18 protein-coding genes are annotated in these 19,742 nt (G+C 55.4%); 8 read left to right on the plus strand and 10 right to left on the minus strand.

Going from position 1 to position 19,742, the window contains the following annotated elements; genetic code table 11:
- Positions 1-21: 21 nt before the first annotated feature.
- Positions 22-480: a Fe-S cluster assembly transcriptional regulator IscR gene (iscR, locus tag AC2FLB_RS01125; RefSeq protein ID WP_142633731.1), complete on the minus strand. Its 459-nt coding sequence runs from the start codon at positions 478-480 to the stop codon at positions 22-24.
- Between the two features lie 178 nt (positions 481-658).
- Between iscR and AC2FLB_RS01130 the strand changes: the two genes are divergently transcribed.
- From AC2FLB_RS01130 to AC2FLB_RS01140, 3 genes are read left to right on the plus strand one after another with little or no spacing between them, the layout of a single operon-like run.
- Positions 659-1,312, plus strand: a complete 654-nt coding sequence (locus AC2FLB_RS01130) for an alpha/beta hydrolase (RefSeq protein WP_142633729.1) — start codon at positions 659-661, stop codon at positions 1,310-1,312.
- Complete coding sequence (locus tag AC2FLB_RS01135; RefSeq protein ID WP_142633727.1) at positions 1,312-1,557, plus strand: hypothetical protein; 246 nt, start codon at positions 1,312-1,314, stop codon at positions 1,555-1,557. Before AC2FLB_RS01130 ends, AC2FLB_RS01135 begins: the two co-directional genes overlap by 1 nt.
- The gene (locus AC2FLB_RS01140) at positions 1,554-2,711 is read left to right on the plus strand and encodes an HD domain-containing protein (RefSeq protein ID WP_496708464.1); all 1,158 of its coding nucleotides are present in this window, start codon (positions 1,554-1,556) and stop codon (positions 2,709-2,711) included. Before AC2FLB_RS01135 ends, AC2FLB_RS01140 begins: the two co-directional genes overlap by 4 nt.
- A 54-nt stretch (positions 2,712-2,765) precedes the next feature.
- Here AC2FLB_RS01140 and AC2FLB_RS01145 read toward each other — a convergent pair whose 3' ends face one another.
- The gene (locus tag AC2FLB_RS01145) at positions 2,766-2,897 is read right to left on the minus strand and encodes a hypothetical protein (protein WP_271947174.1); all 132 of its coding nucleotides are present in this window, start codon (positions 2,895-2,897) and stop codon (positions 2,766-2,768) included.
- 175 nt (positions 2,898-3,072) lie between these two features.
- Here AC2FLB_RS01145 and AC2FLB_RS01150 point away from each other — a divergent pair, with 175 nt between their 5' ends.
- Together AC2FLB_RS01150 and typA are read left to right on the plus strand one after the other, a co-directional pair.
- The gene (locus AC2FLB_RS01150) at positions 3,073-3,408 is read left to right on the plus strand and encodes a DMT family transporter (protein ID WP_142633723.1); all 336 of its coding nucleotides are present in this window, start codon (positions 3,073-3,075) and stop codon (positions 3,406-3,408) included.
- A gap of 76 nt (positions 3,409-3,484) precedes the next feature.
- On the plus strand, positions 3,485-5,302 hold the full coding sequence (gene typA / locus AC2FLB_RS01155; RefSeq protein ID WP_271947178.1) for a translational GTPase TypA: 1,818 nt from the start codon (positions 3,485-3,487) through the stop codon (positions 5,300-5,302).
- A gap of 190 nt (positions 5,303-5,492) precedes the next feature.
- Here the strand turns inward: typA and AC2FLB_RS01160 are convergent, their stop codons facing one another.
- Positions 5,493-5,663 (minus strand): hypothetical protein, encoded by a 171-nt coding sequence (locus tag AC2FLB_RS01160; RefSeq protein WP_185956608.1) that lies wholly within the window; start codon positions 5,661-5,663, stop codon positions 5,493-5,495.
- Here AC2FLB_RS01160 and AC2FLB_RS01165 point away from each other — a divergent pair.
- Entirely contained in the window at positions 5,662-6,321 is a 660-nt protein-coding gene (locus tag AC2FLB_RS01165) for a hypothetical protein (RefSeq protein WP_496708465.1), read from the plus strand. The two genes, AC2FLB_RS01160 and AC2FLB_RS01165, sit on opposite strands and share 2 nt — an antisense overlap.
- A gap of 78 nt (positions 6,322-6,399) precedes the next feature.
- Here the strand turns inward: AC2FLB_RS01165 and AC2FLB_RS01170 are convergent, their stop codons facing one another.
- From AC2FLB_RS01170 to recA, 4 genes are all read right to left on the minus strand, one after another.
- The gene (locus tag AC2FLB_RS01170; RefSeq protein WP_496701059.1) at positions 6,400-7,074 is read right to left on the minus strand and encodes a transglutaminase-like cysteine peptidase; all 675 of its coding nucleotides are present in this window, start codon (positions 7,072-7,074) and stop codon (positions 6,400-6,402) included.
- Positions 7,075-7,390: 316 nt separating this feature from the next.
- Positions 7,391-7,678, minus strand: coding sequence for a DUF1330 domain-containing protein (locus AC2FLB_RS01175; RefSeq protein ID WP_142633718.1), 288 nt, complete (start codon positions 7,676-7,678; stop codon positions 7,391-7,393).
- A gap of 4 nt (positions 7,679-7,682) precedes the next feature.
- Positions 7,683-10,355 carry an alanine--tRNA ligase gene (gene alaS, locus AC2FLB_RS01180; protein WP_496708466.1) on the minus strand — a complete coding sequence of 891 codons (2,673 nt, stop codon included), beginning with the start codon at positions 10,353-10,355 and terminating at the stop codon, positions 7,683-7,685.
- A 175-nt stretch (positions 10,356-10,530) separates the two neighbouring features.
- Positions 10,531-11,595, minus strand: a complete 1,065-nt coding sequence (gene recA, locus AC2FLB_RS01185; RefSeq protein ID WP_142633714.1) for a recombinase RecA — start codon at positions 11,593-11,595, stop codon at positions 10,531-10,533.
- Between the two features lie 192 nt (positions 11,596-11,787).
- On the opposite strand from recA, the gene AC2FLB_RS01190 reads away from it, so the two are divergent.
- A complete protein-coding gene (locus AC2FLB_RS01190) occupies positions 11,788-12,381 on the plus strand; it encodes a sulfotransferase family 2 domain-containing protein (protein ID WP_496708467.1) in 594 nt (197 codons plus the stop codon).
- Between the two features lie 4 nt (positions 12,382-12,385).
- On the opposite strand, the gene AC2FLB_RS01195 is transcribed toward AC2FLB_RS01190, so the two are convergent.
- The 3 genes from AC2FLB_RS01195 to guaB all read right to left on the minus strand — a co-directional run bounded on the left by AC2FLB_RS01195 (position 12,386) and on the right by guaB (position 17,468).
- On the minus strand, positions 12,386-14,677 hold the full coding sequence (locus AC2FLB_RS01195; RefSeq protein ID WP_496708468.1) for a hybrid sensor histidine kinase/response regulator: 2,292 nt from the start codon (positions 14,675-14,677) through the stop codon (positions 12,386-12,388).
- A 106-nt stretch (positions 14,678-14,783) separates the two neighbouring features.
- Entirely contained in the window at positions 14,784-15,941 is a 1,158-nt protein-coding gene (locus AC2FLB_RS01200; RefSeq protein ID WP_496708469.1) for an RsmB/NOP family class I SAM-dependent RNA methyltransferase, read from the minus strand.
- A 78-nt stretch (positions 15,942-16,019) separates the two neighbouring features.
- Positions 16,020-17,468 (minus strand): IMP dehydrogenase, encoded by a 1,449-nt coding sequence (gene guaB / locus AC2FLB_RS01205; RefSeq protein ID WP_281972072.1) that lies wholly within the window; start codon positions 17,466-17,468, stop codon positions 16,020-16,022.
- Between the two features lie 217 nt (positions 17,469-17,685).
- Between guaB and AC2FLB_RS01210 the strand changes: the two genes are divergently transcribed.
- Complete coding sequence (locus AC2FLB_RS01210) at positions 17,686-19,731, plus strand: ASKHA domain-containing protein (RefSeq protein ID WP_496708470.1); 2,046 nt, start codon at positions 17,686-17,688, stop codon at positions 19,729-19,731.
- Positions 19,732-19,742 lie beyond the last annotated feature (11 nt).

Below are 19,742 nucleotides of genomic sequence, written 5' to 3' on the forward strand. Positions count from 1 at the left end.
CTTGGACAAAGCAAATTCATCTTACTCGTCCACGACCGCGAACAGATTGGGAACAGCCGGACAGGGTGCCAAGTCGTTCCTGATCACATCAGAAAGCCGCGTTTGATGCAGAAACACATAAACATGGGCACTCAGCCCTTCCCACAATCGGTTGGTCAGCGATTGCGCACGACTGCCCGATGAGGCCCCGGATGCCCCTGCCCCTTTTTTCAACGCGTCTACAGTTTCGTCGACGGCGGACAGAATTTCGACTACACGGATTTCCGACGCAGGGCGCGCCAACCGATAACCTCCGCCCGGACCGCGCACTGACGAGACAAGCTCGGCCCGGCGCAGCTTTACGAACAGCTGTTCAAGATAAGGCAACGAGATGTCCTGCCGTTCGGAAATTTCGCTCAGCGTTACCAGTCCGTCAGAAGACTGAAGAGCGATATCAGCCAAGGCCACCATCGCGTAACGACCCTTGGTCGAAAGCTTCATTCTCATTCCCTTATGGCAGTTAACGCGCGAAATCATTGACGCCGCCGCTGCCAGTGCGTATCTCCGACTGACAGCGCCCTTGCGCCGACCATCACAATTAGAACCGTTCTAAGGTGTCCGACGATTATCGTCAAGTATTTCCGGACACCCAGAAGAAAAAGACAGGACCTATGCACACATGCCCGAGGTGATTTTTCCCGGACCCGAAGGCCGCCTGGAAGGCCGCTACCACCCGCAAAAGGAAAAAGACGCACCGATCGCCATCGTGTTGCACCCGCATCCTCAATTTGGCGGGACCATGAACAACAAGGTGGTCTATAATCTGCACTATGCGTTCTACAATATGGGTTTCACCGTGTTGCGGTTCAACTTCCGCGGTGTTGGCCGCAGCCAGGGCGAATATGACCAGGGCGTAGGCGAGCTGAGTGATGCGGCATCGGCACTGGACTACCTGCAGTCGATGAACAACAATTCGAAACACTGCTGGGTCGCAGGGTTCTCGTTCGGAGCCTGGATCGGGATGCAACTGCTTATGCGCCGCCCTGAGATTACCGGTTTCATCAGCGTTTCTCCGCCAGCCAACATGTATGATTTCTCGTTCCTGGCGCCCTGCCCCTCTTCGGGTCTGATTATCAACGGATCCTCTGATCGGGTAGCCCCGCCTGCAGACACCACTGCATTGGTTAACAAGCTGCATGAACAGAAGGGCATCACAATCACCCATAACGAAGTTGAGGGTGCTGACCACTTCTTTCAGGATCGCCACATGGATACGCTGATCACTGATGTAAGTGACTATGTGAAACGGCGGCTGACAGAGAACACGCGCTAATGTCCGACACGATCATCAGGCTTGCTTCCAAGCTGGCCGAAGACACAATGAAAGTGATGGACGAAACCGGTAACGACCGCTTCTTCATGGAAGTTGGCGAAGTGATCGGGGCGTCCTCACAAACATTGGAAGAAGCATTCCTGACCGAGATCCGTGTCCGGATGGCCGAACGTAAGGCCCGCAAGTTTGTCGTCGAGAAATTGACCGAACATCGGTCAAAACTGAAAGCTATAGAAAAACAATGACGCAAAGATTGTCCGCGCAAATCGACTTCCTTAAACGCGCGGACAGGCTGAAATCTGTCAATCGCGCCAACGCCTTGTTGGATCAGTCCCGCCCAGAGAACGCGGCTGAGCATAGTTGGCAACTGGCGCTTTGGGCCCTGGTTTTGGAACCGGTTGCCGGGCCAGACGTGAATATCGACCGCGTGATCAAAATGCTACTGCTGCATGATCTGGTCGAAATCATCGTAGGCGATCACCCGATTCACCTGAAAACAGATTGGAAAGCACTGGAATTGGCGGAACAAACAGCTGCTGAAGAGCTGTTTGGCATGCTGCCTGCGGATCAGGCCACGACGTTTCTTGCTCTTTGGCAAGAATTCGAAGCCGACGCCACGCCGGACGCGAAATTCGCCAAGATTCTGGATCGGTCGCAACCGATGTTTCAGGTGCTGTGTGCAGAACGGCCAAACCCAGAGCATTTAGCTGTCGTGAATGACAACCTAAAACGTGGTCGCGCTGCCTATCTGCAACAAGCTTTCCCGGACGCATATAATCTTGCCCAAGCGCTGCTGAATGGAGGCAAACTCGAAACCTCCGAGCTTTCTCTGCGTTTGGGTTTCTTGTCCGAAACTGACCAACTCAAATCGGTTCAGCGCGCATCGCGTCTGCTCTATGATAACCGGTTTGAGAATTCAGCCGAACATTCCTGGCACATTATGCTTTTTGCCTGGGTCCTGTCTGAATATGCAGCCCCTTCCGTTTCTGTGAACCGCGCCCTCAGGATGCTTTTGCTGCACGACATTGTTGAAATTGACGCCGGTGATCACCCAATTCATGGGCAGGTCAACCACGCGGCACAAGCCGCCGAGGAACTTGCTGCGGCGCAAAGGTTGTTTGGAATGCTCCCAGAGGTCCAAAATCAAGAATTCATGTCGATCTGGCAGGAGTTTGAACAGGCCGAAAGCCCCGATGCCTGTTTCGCCAAAGCGATTGATCGCTTCCAGACCCCGGTTGGCAACCTCGAGACAGGAGGCGGTTCCTGGATTGATTACAACGTCACATACGAACAAATCCACAGCCGTGTCGGCACGGTGATTATTCCCGGTGCACCAGCCCTGTGGGCATGGCTGGATCCGTTACTTCGGGGTTACTTTTCTGAGACTGCAGAAAGCTGAAAACACAGCGGAAAAAGGAGCATAACACCCCTTTTTCCTGTATTCGGCAGTCGCTTAAACCGATGTACCAATCAATCGCTCAACATTTCGGGCTGCTTTTGTTTCGACGGACCCCCCGCCAGCAAGCCACCCAAGCGCAACAATAAGTGCCGAAAGAGCGATGACGTATTTTGCAAATTTCGTCATGGCGATACTCATAAAAAAAACACGATAAAACGCGGACAAAGTATCACATTGCCGAAAATCCACATAGTCGGGTAATCCTGACCCCTGACGGATGCCAGAAAACTCCTGCTATCGCTTGCGGGTATCGGTCATTTCGTGCTCAACCCAATGCAACCTTATTGAATGCGAGACCACCGTGCCCAAAGCATATCTTCTACTGCTGTTGGCAGTTGTTGCCGAAACGATTGGTACAACTGCACTTCAGGCCAGCCAGCAATTCAGCCGGTTCTGGCCGTCAGTGCTTGTGGTTGTTGGCTATGGAATTGCCTTTTATCTGATGGCCCTCACGCTCAAATACATGCCGGTTGGTATCGTCTATGCAATCTGGTCCGGCCTTGGAATCGTGCTGATTGCCATCATCGGTTTCATTGTCTTTGGTCAGAGGTTGGATTTACCCGGGATCGCTGGACTCAGCATGATTTTGGGTGGAATACTAATCATACACCTCTTTTCCGGTACAGCAGGACACTGACGATCGGTTAGGGCTGGCATATTTCGCCGAGCCGCGTTATGCGCGCGTCAACTTCCCGTTCAAAGGCTGACCTCTCATGGACCTGCGCAATATCGCAATCATCGCTCACGTGGACCACGGCAAAACAACGCTGGTCGATGAGCTGCTAAAACAATCCGGTGCGTTCCGGGAAAATCAAGCTGTCGCAGAACGCGCCATGGACAGCAATGACCTCGAGCGTGAGCGTGGTATCACCATCCTTGCAAAGGCCACTTCGGTGGAGTGGAAAGGCACGCGGATCAATATCGTCGATACGCCGGGCCACGCCGATTTCGGCGGCGAGGTTGAACGCATCCTTAGCATGGTCGACGGCGTTGTCCTGCTGGTCGATGCTGCCGAAGGTCCGATGCCGCAAACCAAATTCGTGACCTCCAAGGCGCTGGCGCTGGGTCTGCGTCCGATTGTGGTGCTGAACAAAGTCGACAAGCCCGACGCCGAACCAGACCGCGCGCTGGACGAATGCTTTGATCTGTTCGCAAACCTTGGTGCGGATGACGATCAGCTTGATTTCCCTTCAATGTACGCCTCAGGCCGGTCGGGCTGGGCAGATATGGAGCTGGAAGGACCCCGCAAGGATCTGTCAGCACTCTTCGACCTGATCGTTGACCACGTCCCAGCTCCCAAACAGATCGAACGCAAGGACGAACCCTTCCGGATGCTTGCCACGACACTGGGCAGCGACCCGTTCATCGGCCGCATTCTGACTGGCCGTGTCGAAAGTGGTACGCTTAAGGCAGGTGACACCCTCAAGGCGCTCAGCCGGGACGGAACACTTATCGAGAACTTCCGCGCCTCAAAAATCCTGGCTTTCCGCGGTTTGGGGCAGCAACCCATTGATGTGGCCGAGGCGGGCGATATCGTCACCATCGCAGGTATGAGCAAAGCGACCGTGGCAGATTCGCTTGTTGCCCCACAGGTCGAAGACGCTCTGCCCGCGCAGCCGATCGACCCGCCGACCATCACAGTGACCTTTGGTATCAACGATTCGCCCCTTGCCGGCCGAGACGGTAAAAAGGTTCAGTCCCGTGTCATTCGCGACCGTTTGATGAAAGAAGCAGAATCAAACGTCGCCATTCGCATTACCGACACTCCGGGCGGTGAGGCCTTCGAAGTTGCGGGACGCGGCGAATTGCAGATGGGTGTTCTGATCGAAAACATGCGCCGCGAAGGGTTCGAGCTGAGTATCTCTCGCCCACAGGTACTTTTCCGCGAAGAAGACGGTCAGCGCCTAGAGCCCATCGAAGAAGTCACCATTGACGTGGATGACGAGTATTCCGGCTCGGTCATTGAAAAGATAACAGGTGTCCGCAAAGGTGAACTAGCCGAGATGCGGCCTGCTGGTACGGGCAAAACCCGCATCATCGCCCATGTGCCGTCACGCGGGTTGATCGGTTATCACGGTGAATTTCTGACAGATACACGCGGTACTGGCGTTTTGAACCGTGTGTTCCACGACTGGGCACCGCATAAAGGGCAAATTCCGGGCCGCCGCGCAGGCGTTCTGATCTCGATGGAGAACGGACAGGCAGTTGCCTATGCCCTTTGGAACCTCGAAGAGCGTGGCCGCATGTTTGTTGGCCCTCAGACCGATGTATATCAGGGTATGGTTATCGGCGAGCATTCGCGCGACAACGATCTTGAGGTTAACCCGCTGAAGGGGAAAAAGCTGACCAACGTCCGGGCCAGCGGATCGGATGACGCTGTGCGCCTGACACCCCATATTCAGTTCTCGTTGGAAGAGGCGATCGCCTATATCGACGATGACGAACTTGTCGAAGTGACCCCGAACGCAATCCGTCTGCGCAAACGCTTTCTGGATCCGCACGAGCGCAAGCGTATGGCAAGATCTGCCTGATCATTGCAGTGATGCAGTTCACAGATTGGAAACAATAACACAATCGTGACATATTTGCGCACACGCGTATTAAGGCCCATCCTGGAAGGCTCGCTCTCAAAGCGGGCCTTCTTTTTGTTTTACCAACACTTTCTTCTTTAAGTTGTTTCACTTTTAACATTCACAATTTTAGGAAACTTGTAATTCTGGCTCAAAAGGGATGTATTTGTGTCCAAAGTATGGCACCTGTTTGCCTGCCAAGTTTTGAGTAATGAGTATCAAGGAGTAGCGCCATGCGCATTAAGTCTCGCTTACTTTCAATAGTATTTGTTTCAGCAACATTCCCAGTTATTTCAGCTGTATCCGCTTCAGCTTCAGACATGTGTACAATACGAACAGCCAAACAGTCGGTATCGACTGAAACGCTTTGTGCATGTTCTGTTGTAGACGCCCGGATGCTGCGCTATTTGCAGCGACGCTCAGATTTCGAGGACATCTTGTCCCGTACATTGGAGAGTTGCCCAGCTTTTGCAGCAGTTCTGACTGACTTTCCAACCGCATCTATTCTCGGAAATGAGCAACGATCAGGAGACGGCCCTGCTGATGAAAATGGCGGTGGTGGTTCAGGCGGTGGCGGCGGCGGCGGTGGTACCGGCGGCGGCGGCGGCGGTGGTACCGGCGGCGGCGGCGGCGGCGATGGTGACGACGGCGACGGTGGTGACGGCGGCGACGGTGGTGACGGCGGCGACGGTGGTGACGGCGGCGAAGGTGGCGACGGCGGCGACGGTGGTGACGGCGGCGAAGGTGGCGACGGCGGCGACGGCGGCGAAGGTGGTGACGGCGGCGAAGGTGGCGACGGCGGCGAAGGTGGCGACGGCGGCGACGGCGGCGAAGGTGGCGACGGCGGCGAAGGTGGTGACGGCGGCGAAGGTGGTGACGGTGGACCCAAGGGCAACCGTTCTGGCCATAGCGACGGAACCAATCCAGGCGGCCAATCTCAGAACCCGAACGGTACCAACAATCCGGGCAACCCCAAGTAAGCTAATTTAGTACTACAGAAAATGGCGAAGCTGCTGCTTCGCCATTTTTGCATTCTAACCAGCTGAGATTAGCTTTCCTCAGCTTCTGCCGAAGACCCCGACCCATTTACTGGGCCGCCGAGGGTCCTGCATCCGCAGAAACAGATATCGCGTCGCCGACCAGGGTTTGATGCGGTTGGTCAAGTTATCCAGAACCAGATCGCCACTGGCCGAGCGATAAACCAAAACCGCATGAGAATTTCGCTGCGTATCCAGTACAGTTGCGATCAAAAGTTTGCTCGGATCGACGCCCGCACGGATAAGATCCCTTTTCTTCAACAGAGCAAAGTCTTCGCAATCTCCACCGCGCGAAGTCGGCAGTGCCCAACGTTCACGAGTTCTATATTGGGCCTGATCTGTAACCGAGCGGGTGGTTGCGTTTACCTGCCGGTTGACCTTTTTGATGATCTGCATCTCTTGCTGGCTCGACATTGAATTCGAAGCCTTGCTGGAACATGCCCAAGAGTATTGACGGCACAGTTGCCGCGCTCCAGACGGCGGGGGCGAAGATGCGACTGTGCGGATGAAGTTGCCTTCCCGCGCTTGCGCATCTGGTGCCACAACCGAGGTCCCCAACGCCAATGCGAGGATTCCTAAAGTTCTACCAAAACCAGTCCAGATCCGCGCATTAACGGCCCTAAATTCCGTACCCATGGTCGCCATGCCTGTCCCTCGATCCGTGTTTTCCCTGCGATTGCCGCAAAACAGGACCATATTCCGTTTTCCGAAACTATCGGTAAACACGCCTAATTGTGCAATCTGTCTCAAATCTTGCAACTAAAAGAGGCGGAATTCCGTCATTGAAAATGGCATTTTTGGGTAAGAATCTGGCGCTGCTCGCCACATTCGAAACACGAACCCCTTGGCAGGCCCGACATCAAGACCTGTTAACTACTTGTAAATAAAAAATTTATGGGACTTCAGGTCGACGCTTGCCGCAACGTCATAATTGGGCGGCCATCTTTTGGCTGAAAACCGCCCAATGAATAAGCTGACAGGGGTATTAAATCCCTGATCGCACGGGGTGATTCTAATCTGTGATCTCTACGACCACCAATTCCCGCTCACTTGCACCACGCGCGTGATCCAGTGCTTGCTGATATTCCACCGAATTATAACACTCTACAGCGGCTTCCAATGAGGGGAATTTGGCGACAACGTTGCGCGGCCGTTCTTTGCCTTCCAACTGCACGTATCGCGCAGCACGCGCGATAAACGCACCACCGTGTTTGGCAATCGCAGGCCCGGCGAGCTCGGCATATTTTCCATAGGATTCGGCGTCAGTAACACTGACATGTGCAATCCAAAGTGCGGACATTTTGTTAACCTCCAAGAATATTCTCTGCAGCCTTGATCGCGGCATCAGCATTCGAAGCGTCCTTGCCACCACCCTGCGCCATGTCAGGGCGTCCACCGCCACCTTTTCCACCAAGTTCAGCAACCGCCGCCCGAACCAGATCCACGGCCGAGATTGCATCCGTCAGATCAGCTGTGACACCGGCGGCGACGGCTGCTTTGCCGCCCGTATCCGCTATCAGCAACACAGCACCCGATCCAAGTCGGCTTTTGTGTTCGTCGATCAGCGCGGGTAAGTCCTTGCCAGATACGCCAGTAAGGGATTGAGCCAGGAACGAGATACCGTTTACCGTTTTGGCCTCAGCGCTACCGCCCTGCCCCGAACCACCAGCCATCGCGAGATCGCGGCGCAGCTGCGCAACTTCATTTTGAAGGGATTTACGTTCATCCAACAGAGCTTTGACACGAGATACAACGTCATCCGGTTGCGCTTTCAGTTCAGATGCGATCTGCCCCAAACGTTGGTCCTGGTCGGTCAGGTAAACCATGGCTTCGTCACCGGTAAGCGCTTCGATCCGCCGGACACCGGCACTGCTGGCGCTATCCCCCAATACAACAAGCGCGCCAATATCACCGGTCTGGCGAACATGCGTTCCACCACACAGTTCGATCGACCAGGTCTCACCATCCTGGCCTTTGCCAGTTGGCGCTTTGCCCATCGAAACCACGCGAACTTCGTCGCCGTATTTCTCACCGAAAAGGGCCTGCGCACCCAGTTCCCGGGCATCATCCGGTGTCATGATCCGGGTCTCGACGGTCGAGTTCTGGCGGATGAAAGCGTTGACCGAGCGTTCAACTTGCCGAATTTCCTCGGGGTTCATCGCCTTCGCGTGGCTAAAGTCGAACCGCAGCCGGTCAGCCGCATTCAAAGAACCGCGCTGCGCAACATGGTCACCCAGTGTTTCCCGCAATGCTTCGTGCAGCAAATGTGTGGCCGAATGGTTGGCCCGGATGGCGGTGCGGCGAACATGGTCCACCTCAAGCTCAACTGCGTCTCCCTTGGACAAGGTACCGTGATCGACCGTGACCCGATGCGCATAGATTTTGCCATCCGCAAATTTCCGGGTGTCCTCGACCCGCGCGACATCATCACGCTCTTCCAGACGACGAATTTCGCCGGTGTCTCCTATTTGACCACCGGATTCACCATAAAACGGGGTTTGGTTCACAACGACCCAGCCGGAACAACCTGTCTCGATCTTGTCGACCAAAGCGCCATCCACGACCATTGCCGCGACCTGTCCTTCAGCCTTTTCTGTATCGTATCCAAGAAAATCCGTAGCGCCCGCGATATCCAGAACGTCAAACCAAACGGCTTGGTCCGCTGCTTCCCCTGATCCAGCCCAGGCAGCGCGTGCCTTGGCCTTTTGCTCGGCCATCGCCGTATCAAACCCGTCGGTATCAACCGTCCGGCCTTTTTCACGCAGTGCATCTTGTGTCAGATCAAGCGGAAAACCGTATGTATCATACAGCTTGAAAGCGGCCTCTCCAGACAGTGCCGCACCCTCTGGCAAGTCAGAGACCTCGTCATCCAACAACTTCAGGCCGCGATCCAATGTTTGCTTAAAGCGGGTTTCTTCCAGCAACAGCGTCTCTTCGATCAGCGACTGAGCCTGGCCAAGTTCGGTGTACTGAGCACCCATCAGTTGGACCAATGTCGGCACCAGCTGATACATCACCGGATCCTTCGCACCCAACAGATGCGCATGCCGCATCGCACGACGCATGATCCGCCGCAGCACATAGCCGCGCCCGTCATTGCTGGGCATTACCCCGTCTGCAATCAGGAACGAGGTCGACCGCAGGTGATCCGCAATCACGCGGTGATGTACGTTTTGATCCCCATAGGGATCGACATTGGTGGCACTCGCCGAGGCCTCGATTAGGGTCTTGAACAGATCGGTGTCATAATTGTCATGGCTTCCTTGCAAGAGGGCACCAATCCGCTCCAGCCCCATCCCGGTGTCGATAGACTGCATGTCGAGCTCGACCATCGAACCGTCTTCGAACTGTTCGTTCTGCATGAAAACGATGTTCCAGATTTCGATGAACCGGTCACCATCTTCCTCAGGCGAACCCGGAGGGCCGCCCCAGATATGATCCCCGTGGTCGTAGAATATCTCGGTGCAGGGACCGCACGGGCCGGTCGGTCCCATCTGCCAGAAATTGTCACTGGTTGCGATACGGATGATCCGATCTTCGGGGACGCCCACCTTCTTCCACATCTCGAACGCTTCGTCATCGGTGTGGTAAACCGTTGTCAGAAGGCGGTTTCTATCGACCCCGAATTCTTTGGTGATCAATTCCCATGCGAATGGAATTGCTTCGGGCTTGAAGTAATCGCCGAACGAAAAATTGCCCAACATCTCAAAGAATGTGTGGTGACGCGCAGTATAGCCGACATTGTCCAAGTCGTTGTGCTTGCCACCGGCCCGAACACATTTCTGTGCTGTCGTCGCGCGCTGATAGTCACGGGTTTCGACACCGGTGAACAGGTTTTTGAACTGCACCATACCCGAGTTGACGAACATCAATGTTGGGTCGTTGCGCGGCACCAGGGGACTGGATGCCACTACTTCGTGCCCCTGTTTGGCAAAGTAGTTCAAAAAGGTCGATCGGATTTCGTTCAACGTTGACATAGGGCTCTCTCGGCGCGCAATCAGTTTGTTTCAAAAAGGGTTTATCCGCCTCCCCCGGGATAGTCCACAGGCGAGCGTCGCAGAACGGAACAAGGCGGCCCCGACGGACCGCCTTGATCGGAATATGGTTCGTTCTTAGGAAAGAGCTGCGAAAATCACTTTCTTCCCGAACCACTTATGCCTCGAGGATATCATCCTCTTCCGCGCCGGGCGGTACATCGAATTCCAGCCCATGTGCCGCGCGAATCTTGTCCTCGATCTCAAACGCGATGCGGTTGTTGTCGCGCAGATACTGCTTGGCATTCTCACGCCCCTGCCCGATCCGCTCATCACCATAACTGAACCACGAACCCGATTTCTCGACCACACCGGCCTTGACGCCCAGATCCAGCAGCTCGCCCATTTTACTGATGCCTTCGCCATACATGATGTCGAATTCAACTTGCTTGAAGGGCGGTGCCACTTTGTTTTTAACGACCTTCACACGGGTCTGGTTGCCAACAACCTCATCCCGGTCCTTGATCGCACCGATCCGACGAATATCCAAACGGACCGAGCTGTAGAATTTCAGGGCGTTACCACCGGTGGTGGTTTCCGGGCTGCCGAACATCACGCCGATTTTCATCCGGATTTGGTTGATGAAGATCACCATACAGTTCGAGCGGCTGATCGAACCCGTCAGTTTACGCATTGCCTGGCTCATCAGCCGGGCCTGCACACCAACGCTGCTGTCGCCCATATCGCCTTCGAGTTCAGATTTCGGCGTCAGCGCAGCGACCGAGTCAACCACGACCATGTTAACCGCGCCCGAACGGACCAGCGTATCGGTAATCTCAAGCGCCTGTTCGCCAGTGTCAGGTTGCGAAATCAGCAACTCGTCCAGATCGACGCCCAGTTTGCGCGCATATTGCGGGTCCAACGCATGTTCCGCATCGACAAATGCGCATACACCGCCATGTTTCTGCTGTTCTGCGATGCAGTGCAGTGTCAGCGTTGTTTTGCCTGAACTTTCCGGGCCATAAATTTCAACGATCCGGCCCATCGGCAGGCCGCCGATTCCCAGAGCGATATCCAGACCCAGAGATCCGGTCGAACTGGCGTCGATGTCCTGCTTGGAATCCTCGCCCAGCTTCATGATCGAGCCTTTGCCGAACTGCCGTTCGATCTGTGCCAGCGCGCTGTCGAGCGCCTTTTGCTTATCTGCGTTTTTCTTGTCGCTCATCGTCAGAAGATCCGCCATTGTCCTGTCGCCTTCCCTTTTGTCACACCCTTGAACGGGCGGCAATCGCTGCTTTGTTCGCCTCTTGTTCCTTATGGGACCAAAAAGAGAACATTTCAACTAAAACTTACATTACTTACTGTTCTGTAATTGTATTAAAGAGTCGTTTACGCCAATCTGAGCTGGAGATAATTACTGCCGATGGACGAATAAATGCTTGTTTTTTATGAAGAACGCCTTGCGTTTCTGGCTGTCCCAAAAACCGGCAGCACCGCTTATCATACGGCTTTGCGGGACCGTGCCGATCTGGTTGTCACCGATCCGCCAGATCTGAAACACGCACCTGTCCGCCGGTATGATCGGTTTTTCCAGAACATTTTCCGTAAAATGTACGATACTGAGATGGAAATCATGGCGGTTGTTCGTGAACCGGTCGATTGGCTGGGCAGTTGGTACAGGTTTCGCGGCCGCCAAGAGCGTTTTGACCACCCGCATTCAACACATGACCTGAGCTTTGATGATTTCATCCAGGCCTATATGCGCACACCCCGACCTGAATTTGCCGATGTCGGCAGTCAGAGCCAATTTTTTCGCACCCGCAACAACGGGCGTGGCGCCACCCATGTCTTCAAATATGAAAACCAGGACAAAATTCTCGATTTCCTGCAAAACCGCTTGAATATGGATATCCGGCTGCAACGCGAAAACGTGTCACCCACACGAGACCTAACACTGGGCGCAGAGACATTGACCAAGTTCCGCAACACACACTCCGCGGAATTCGATTGCCACGCCTCGGCACTTTGAAACCCTAATTGATCTGCTGAAAAACAGCTTCGGTCAGTTGGTTTAGTGAAAATGGTTTGGGCAGGAAAGTTGAATCGGAAATCTCTGGCCCCGAATCGCCAAACGCACCCTCTGTGTATCCAGACATGAATATGACCCGGACATCTGGCCTGTTCTGCTTAGCCATACGAACCCAGGTCGGACCATCCAATCCGGGCATGACCACATCGGTGACGAATGCGTCAACATTCAATGTGCCATCTTCGAGAAGCCTCAGAGCCTCTTCTCCCGAATCGGCCTCGAGCACAGTGTAGCCTTTCAACCTCAGTGCGCGGGTAGCAAAGGCCCGAACCGGGGCTTCGTCTTCGACCAGCAGCACGACACCCTCACCCTGGCGAACCGTTGGATTCTCAGGGGATTGAGCAGGCGCTGCCTCGGTTTTTTTGGGGGCGGTTGAAACCGGCAGGTACACAATAAACTCGGTCCCTCTCCCCTGAATGCTGTCGACAAAAATAAAACCGCCGGTTTGCTTTACAATTCCGTAGACAGTCGACAGGCCCAAACCTGTCCCCTCACCCGTGCGTTTGGTTGTAAAGAAAGGCTCGAACACTTTCTGTAGCTTATCGGGGGCAATCCCCGTACCGCTATCAATGACTTTGACGGTGACGTATTCACCAGGTTGTACCGTAGCGCGATCCCTTGTGAAGCGTTCTGTCAGCACGACCACTTCGGTTTCGATCCTGACCTCACCACCTTCAGGCATTGCATCGCGGGCATTTACGACAAGGTTCATCAACACCTGCTCTAGCTGGCGTTTATCCGCACGAACCGCTTTCAGAACGGGATCGTGGCTGAGTGTCAGCTTAACCTTTTCTCCGACCAGACGATTTAGCAGATGAATAAGGTCTGAGATCGTATCTCTGAGATCCAGAATTTCCGGCTGCAAAGTCTGTTTGCGCGAAAAGGCCAGCAGTTGGCTCACCAAAGCTGCAGCACGGTTTGCGTTCTGATTGATTTGTACAAGATCCCCGTAGTCAGGGTCATTCTGATCGTGCCGCAAAAGCAGAAGATCGCAATGTCCGGAAATCGCCGTTAGTAAATTGTTGAAATCATGCGCTACACCCCCAGCCAGTTGGCCAACGGCCTGCATTTTTTGTCCCTGCACAAATTGCGCCTCTAAAGTCTTGAGTTCGGTAGCATCATTCAGAACCGCAATCAGTCTGACTTCTCCCTCGCTCAGCACACGTTTCAATGTGACCTGTACGAATATCTCGCGGTCTTCCCGTGTCAGCCTCAGGAATTCAGATCGTGGAACGGCGCCCTCATTTGAAGCCTGCGTCAGCCAATCCAGAACCGGATACCCCAGACCATGCATGATATGCACAACATTGGATTCTCCGGGCTCTATGTTTCCGACAAGACGCGTTGCCAGCCTGTTGGCCTCAAGGATGCTCCCGTCGGGAGACAGGGTCATTACCGGGACCGGAAGATCCACAAATGACGCGCCAATTCCACTTTCCTGTGCACGATCAAGCGGTAGAACAAGCAAATCGCGCGTGGTTCCCGACCGAGACAGTTCGGCCATCGTAGCCGGAATTGGCCCCTGTGCCGTCTGTACCTGCACAACCTCACCCAATTCGGGCTGCGCGCCAGTCAGAACCTGTGCAAGGTTGTCGGGTCGTTGCCCCAGGATTTGTTCCGCCGCCCCGTTGATCCGCAGCAATGCTCCGTTTCTGCCTTCAGTCAAAATGGGCACAGGCACAGCATCCCACTGACCTGTTCCATCCAGATGAAACCGCCAAAAGAAAAAATTATTCCCAACACCGAGAACAGAAATCGGTACGGTTGTCTCCAAAGTGACAACGTCTTCTCTTGCACGGCCATGGATCTCGGCCAAAGACTGCAGGCGCAGCAGAATTGCCGACGGGTTGGCAAAAATAGACTTTAGACCTTCATCCAGCCGGTTGCCGGGAAAAACATGAAGCTGAGCCCGGGCATGAGAATTGCAAATCAGAACATCACCCTGTGCATTGGCAATCGCGCAAGGGTACAGCTCTTCTTCGGCAAAAACCTCCATAACCCTAAGCTCTCGACGTACCGAGTCGTCGGAAATCAGCGCCCTCACCACGACCAACAGTGATGCAGCAAGCAAAGACACACCTGCCACCACAAGGCCGAGATTCCAAGCTTGGGGGATGATTCCTGCCAGCGGCAGCAGTGAGAGCAACACCCCTAGCGCAACCAATGGTGCTAGACGCAAACCACTTGGTGTATTTCGTAACTTTGGGTCAGAATAGAAATCTGCAGTATCGGACATTAAATACTCAACTTGCCGGGCTAGGTGTAACCCAACGCAAAAGGGTTAACGCCCACTTAACCAACAAAGCGAGCAATTCTCCTTTAGGTTGCTATTTGTCCGCCAACTACCGCGTCAAGTGTGACGTGAAAAACCCGTCAGTACCGTGTGATACATACCACGTTTTGCGAAACGTCTCGGTCCATTCGGAGTGCGCGGCCACGAACGCATCGACCACTGCACCGTTTTCGACCTCGAGCATGGAACAGGTTGCATAGGCAAGAACACCCGCTGGCCCCACCAAAGGCGCGACATCATCAAGGATCGTCCGCTGTGTTTCCGTAAGCCGGTTCAGTCCATCTTGTGTAAGAGACCATTTTCCCGCCGGGGCGCGACGCCAGGATCCGCTGCCAGAACAGGGAGCATCCGTCAGCACAATGTCGAATGGGGCCTGCGCAGAGATCTCGTCAGTGGTCAGAAGTGTTATCTGTGCACCCGCTCTCTCGGCCCGGGCGGGCAAATCACGCATTCGCGCCGCATTAACGTCATGCGCGAACACATCTACACCGTGATGCGCGGCCAAGGCCAAGGCTTTGCCGCCGCCGCCGGAACAATAGTCCAGAACCCGCATTCCAGGGTTTAGGTCCAATGATTCAACTACGGCCTGGCTCGCCGCATCCTGCAGTTCGACCAACCCATCAGTATAGGCGCGGCTTCCCGAGATTTTCCGCTCGCCCTCGACAACTTCGAGTGCGGTCGAACAAGCGGGATGTGGCCTCGCTTGGATGCCGTCCGCCAGCAAGACCGTGACCGCCTGATCGACACTCGACTTAATCAGATTGACCCGCAAATGAACCGGGGCCCGAGCGCGCAATGCCTCGGCCACTGGAAGAGTCAAATCACCCAAAGACTCTTGAAAGGTTGGCCAAAGCCATTCCGGTATGTCGTATTTCTGGGCGTCGGGTTCGCATGGTTTAGCCTGTTCGTGTTCTTCCAAACTGGCCGGAGCGTACCCTTCGCCATTGAATACCTGATCCAGATCGACTTCTTGCATGCGCATCGCGCCGATCATCAACCCCCGACCGGTTTCCGCCCCACCTGCCGCTGCAAATGACCTTTTGCACCGCAAAGCACCAAACACGTGGTCGCGAATAGCAGACCTGTCTTTGGAACCGGCGAAACGGCTTCGCCGTGCCCAACCTGTCAGGGCTTTTTCGACCGGGGCACCCGAAAGAATCTGATCAAGAATTTCGATGGAGGCCTGAACACGTGCGGCGGGGGTCATTTCATTCTCCGTTATAGTGCAGGGCAAAAACGCAAAGCGGCGCCCTCACCGGGGCGCCGCAGTTCAGGTTCCGGCAATTTACATCACTCGATAATTCGGGCTTTCGCGTGTGATTTGCACGTCATGCACATGGCTCTCCTTCAGGCCAGCCCCTGTGATTCTGACGAAGTTGCAGTTCTTTCGCATCTCTTCGACCGTGGCGCAGCCGGTATAACCCATGGCTGCGCGCAGGCCGCCGACCAGTTGATGCACAACCGCGCTGGCCGAGCCCTTGTAAGGCACCTGCCCTTCGATCCCTTCGGGCACCAGCTTGTCGCTGGCGGCATCCTTCTGGAAATAGCGATCCGCAGAGCCACGTGCCATCGCGCCTAGACTGCCCATGCCGCGATAAGATTTGAACGACCGGCCCTGATACAGGATCACTTCGCCCGGGCTTTCATCTGTTCCTGCGATCATCGAGCCAACCATGGCACAGGACGCACCCGCCGCAATCGCCTTGGCAAAATCGCCCGAGAATTTGATACCACCATCTGCGATAACCGGCACATCGCCGGCGGCCGCGGCGCAATCCATGATCGCAGTCAGCTGCGGCACGCCCACACCGGCCACCATCCGCGTAGTACAGATCGAACCCGGCCCGATCCCCACCTTGATGGCATCCGCGCCTGCGTCGATCAGCGCCTTGGTTGCGTCCCCAGTGGCGACGTTACCGGCAATGATCTGCACCTCGTTCGACAGGGTCTTGACCCGCTTCACCGCGTCCAGCACCCCTTGAGAATGCCCATGAGCGGTGTCTACAACGATAATGTCGACACCGGAATCCACCAGTTGTTCGGATCGTTCGAAACCAGAGTCACCAACCGACGTCGCTGCCGCGACTCTCAGACGCCCCAGCCGGTCCTTGCAGGCCGTTGGGTTCAGCACCGCCTGTTCGGTATCTTTCAAAGTCAGAAGACCCGTCAGCTTGCCCGCCCCGTCCACAACCAGAAGCTTTTCGATCCGTCGCGCGCGCATCAGGCTTTTGGCCTCTTCCAGATCGGCGGGTTCCTGAAGCATCGCCAGATTGTCCGAGGTCATCATCGCGTGAACCGGCGTATCATCCGAAGTCGCAAAACGCATATCACGGTTGGTCAGAATACCGACCACGCGGCCTTCTTCGTCCACCACGGGAAAGCCGGTGAAGTTATAACGCTGCACCAACGCGTTGGCGTCCGCCAGCGTCTGATCCACCCGCAGTGTCACCGGGTTGTAAACAATACCGGATTCAAATCTCTTGACCCGCCGAACCTCTCGGGCCTGTTCTTCGATCGACAGGTTCTTGTGCACCACGCCGATGCCGCCCGCCTGCGCCATGGCGATGGCCATGCGCGCCTCGGTCACCGTGTCCATCGCCGAGCTGAGCAGCGGGATGTTCATGGTGATTTCCCGCGTCACGCGCGTGGTCGTATCCGCCGTGGCCGGCAGCACAGAAGATGCGCCCGGAACCAGAAGAACGTCGTCAAAGGTGAGTGCCTCACGAATCTGCATCTGTTAACCCCATGCAAAAGCCCGTTTGACGGTGACCCTATTACATGGATTTAACCTAAGGAAAAGCCCCCGACATAAACTAGTTTTTACCTGCTGGTCGGTGCTGCGGCAAAAAACGACGCAACGCACACAAAACGTGCCGCTGAATGGCCTTTCTCTTTGCGTACAAAACCATATCTTGCCCGACATAGGCGCGAATATAAAAGGCAGGCCAATCATGACCACCGACCCTCTTGTTGTCTTTACCCCATCGGGCAAACGCGGGCACTTTCCCGTAGGCACTCCGGTTCTGACTGCGGCACGGCAACTGGGTGTGGATCTGGATTCCGTTTGCGGTGGACGCGGGATTTGTTCGAAATGCCAGATCACACCAAGCTATGGCGAGTTTCCCAAGCACGGCGTGACCGTAGCCGACGGTGCACTAAGCGAATGGAACGCGGTTGAACAGCGCTATGACGACAAGCGCGGATTGAAACCCGGCCGCCGTCTTGGATGTCAGGCCACGGTTCAGGGGGATGTGGTGATCGACGTGCCACCAGAAAGCCAGGTGCACCGTCAGGTCGTACGCAAGGCCGCCACAGCACGCGCCATCACAATGGATCCGGCCACCCGGCTGTATTTTGTTGCGGTAGAAGAACCCGACATGCATTCACCAACCGGCGATCTGGAACGTCTGGAACGCGCGCTGCGCGAGCAATGGAACGTCGAGGCCGTTACGGCTGATCTTTCCTTGTTGTCCAAACTGCAGCCCATATTGCGCAAGGGTAAGTGGGAGGTCACCGTTGCGGTGCATAAAGGCCACAAGGACGATGTCGCACGGATCGTGGAAATCTGGCCTGGATTGCACGAGAACGGACTTTTCGGTCTGGCCATCGACCTCGGCTCTACCACGATTGCAGCTCACCTGACCGATCTGGACACAGGCGAGGTCAAGGCATCTTCGGGCCTTATGAACCCCCAAATCCGCTTTGGCGAAGACCTGATGAGCCGCGTGTCCTATTCGATGATGAACCCCGGCGGCGACATAGAGATGACCCGAGCCGTTCGCGAAGCGATAAACGATCTGACAACATCCATCGCGGATGAGGCCGGGATTGACGCTAACCTGATTGTCGAAACGGTGTTCGTCTGTAACCCGGTCATGCACCATCTGCTGCTTGGGCTGGATCCGGTCGAGCTGGGCCAAGCGCCCTTTGCCTTGGCTACGTCCGAAAGCATGTCTTTGCCCGCGCGCGAGATGGATCTGACCAACATGAACCCACGTGCGCAGGTCTACATCCTGCCCTGCATTGCGGGTCATGTGGGTGCGGATTGTGCGGCGGTTGCCTTGTCGGAAGAGCCCGGCAAATCCGAAGATCTGGTTCTGATCGTAGATGTAGGCACCAATGCCGAGATTTTGCTGGGCAATACCAGCCGGGTTCTGGCGTGCTCCTCACCGACTGGTCCGGCCTTTGAAGGCGCGCAGATTAGCTCTGGTCAGCGTGCCGCCCCTGGTGCGATTGAACGGATCGAGATTGATCCTGTCACTAAAGAACCCCGTTTTCGCGTCATCGGGTCCGAGAAATGGTCGGATGAAGAGGGTTTTGATCAAGACATCGCAACCACTGGCATCAGTGGCATCTGTGGATCAGGCATTATTGAAGCCGTGGCGGAAATGCGTATGGCAGGTTTGCTGGATGAAAGCGGCTTGATCGGATCCGCAGAACAAACGGGCACATCACGCAACGTCCCCGAGGGGCGCACCCATTCCTATCTGATCCACGACGCAAGCGCCGAAGGCGGCCCGCGTATCACAGTCACTCAGGGCGATATTCGCGCGATTCAACTGGCGAAATCCGCGCTTTATGCAGGCGCGCGGCTTTTGATGGACGAAATGAACGTGGATACTGTCGACCGCATTGTTCTTGCTGGTGCCTTCGGCGCGCATATTTCGACCAAACATGCCATGGTTCTGGGAATGATCCCCGATGCGCCCTTGAACAAGGTCTCAAGCGCGGGCAACGCCGCCGGTACGGGCGCCCGGATCGCCCTTTGCAACATCGGGTCGCGGAGTGAAATTGAACGCGTAGTGCGCGAAATAACCAAGGTTGAAACCGCCATCGAGCCCAAGTTTCAGGATCATTTCGTGGCAGCAAACGCGATACCCCACAAAACCGACCCATTCCCGGAATTGGCACAGGTGGTCACCCTGCCCGCGCCCTCGTTCAACACCGGTGGTGGAGATCAGGAAAACTCTGGCCGCCGCCGTCGCCGGAGGTCATAGTCGCGGCAACC

Source organism: Ruegeria sp. CDSA236, assembly GCF_059611285.1.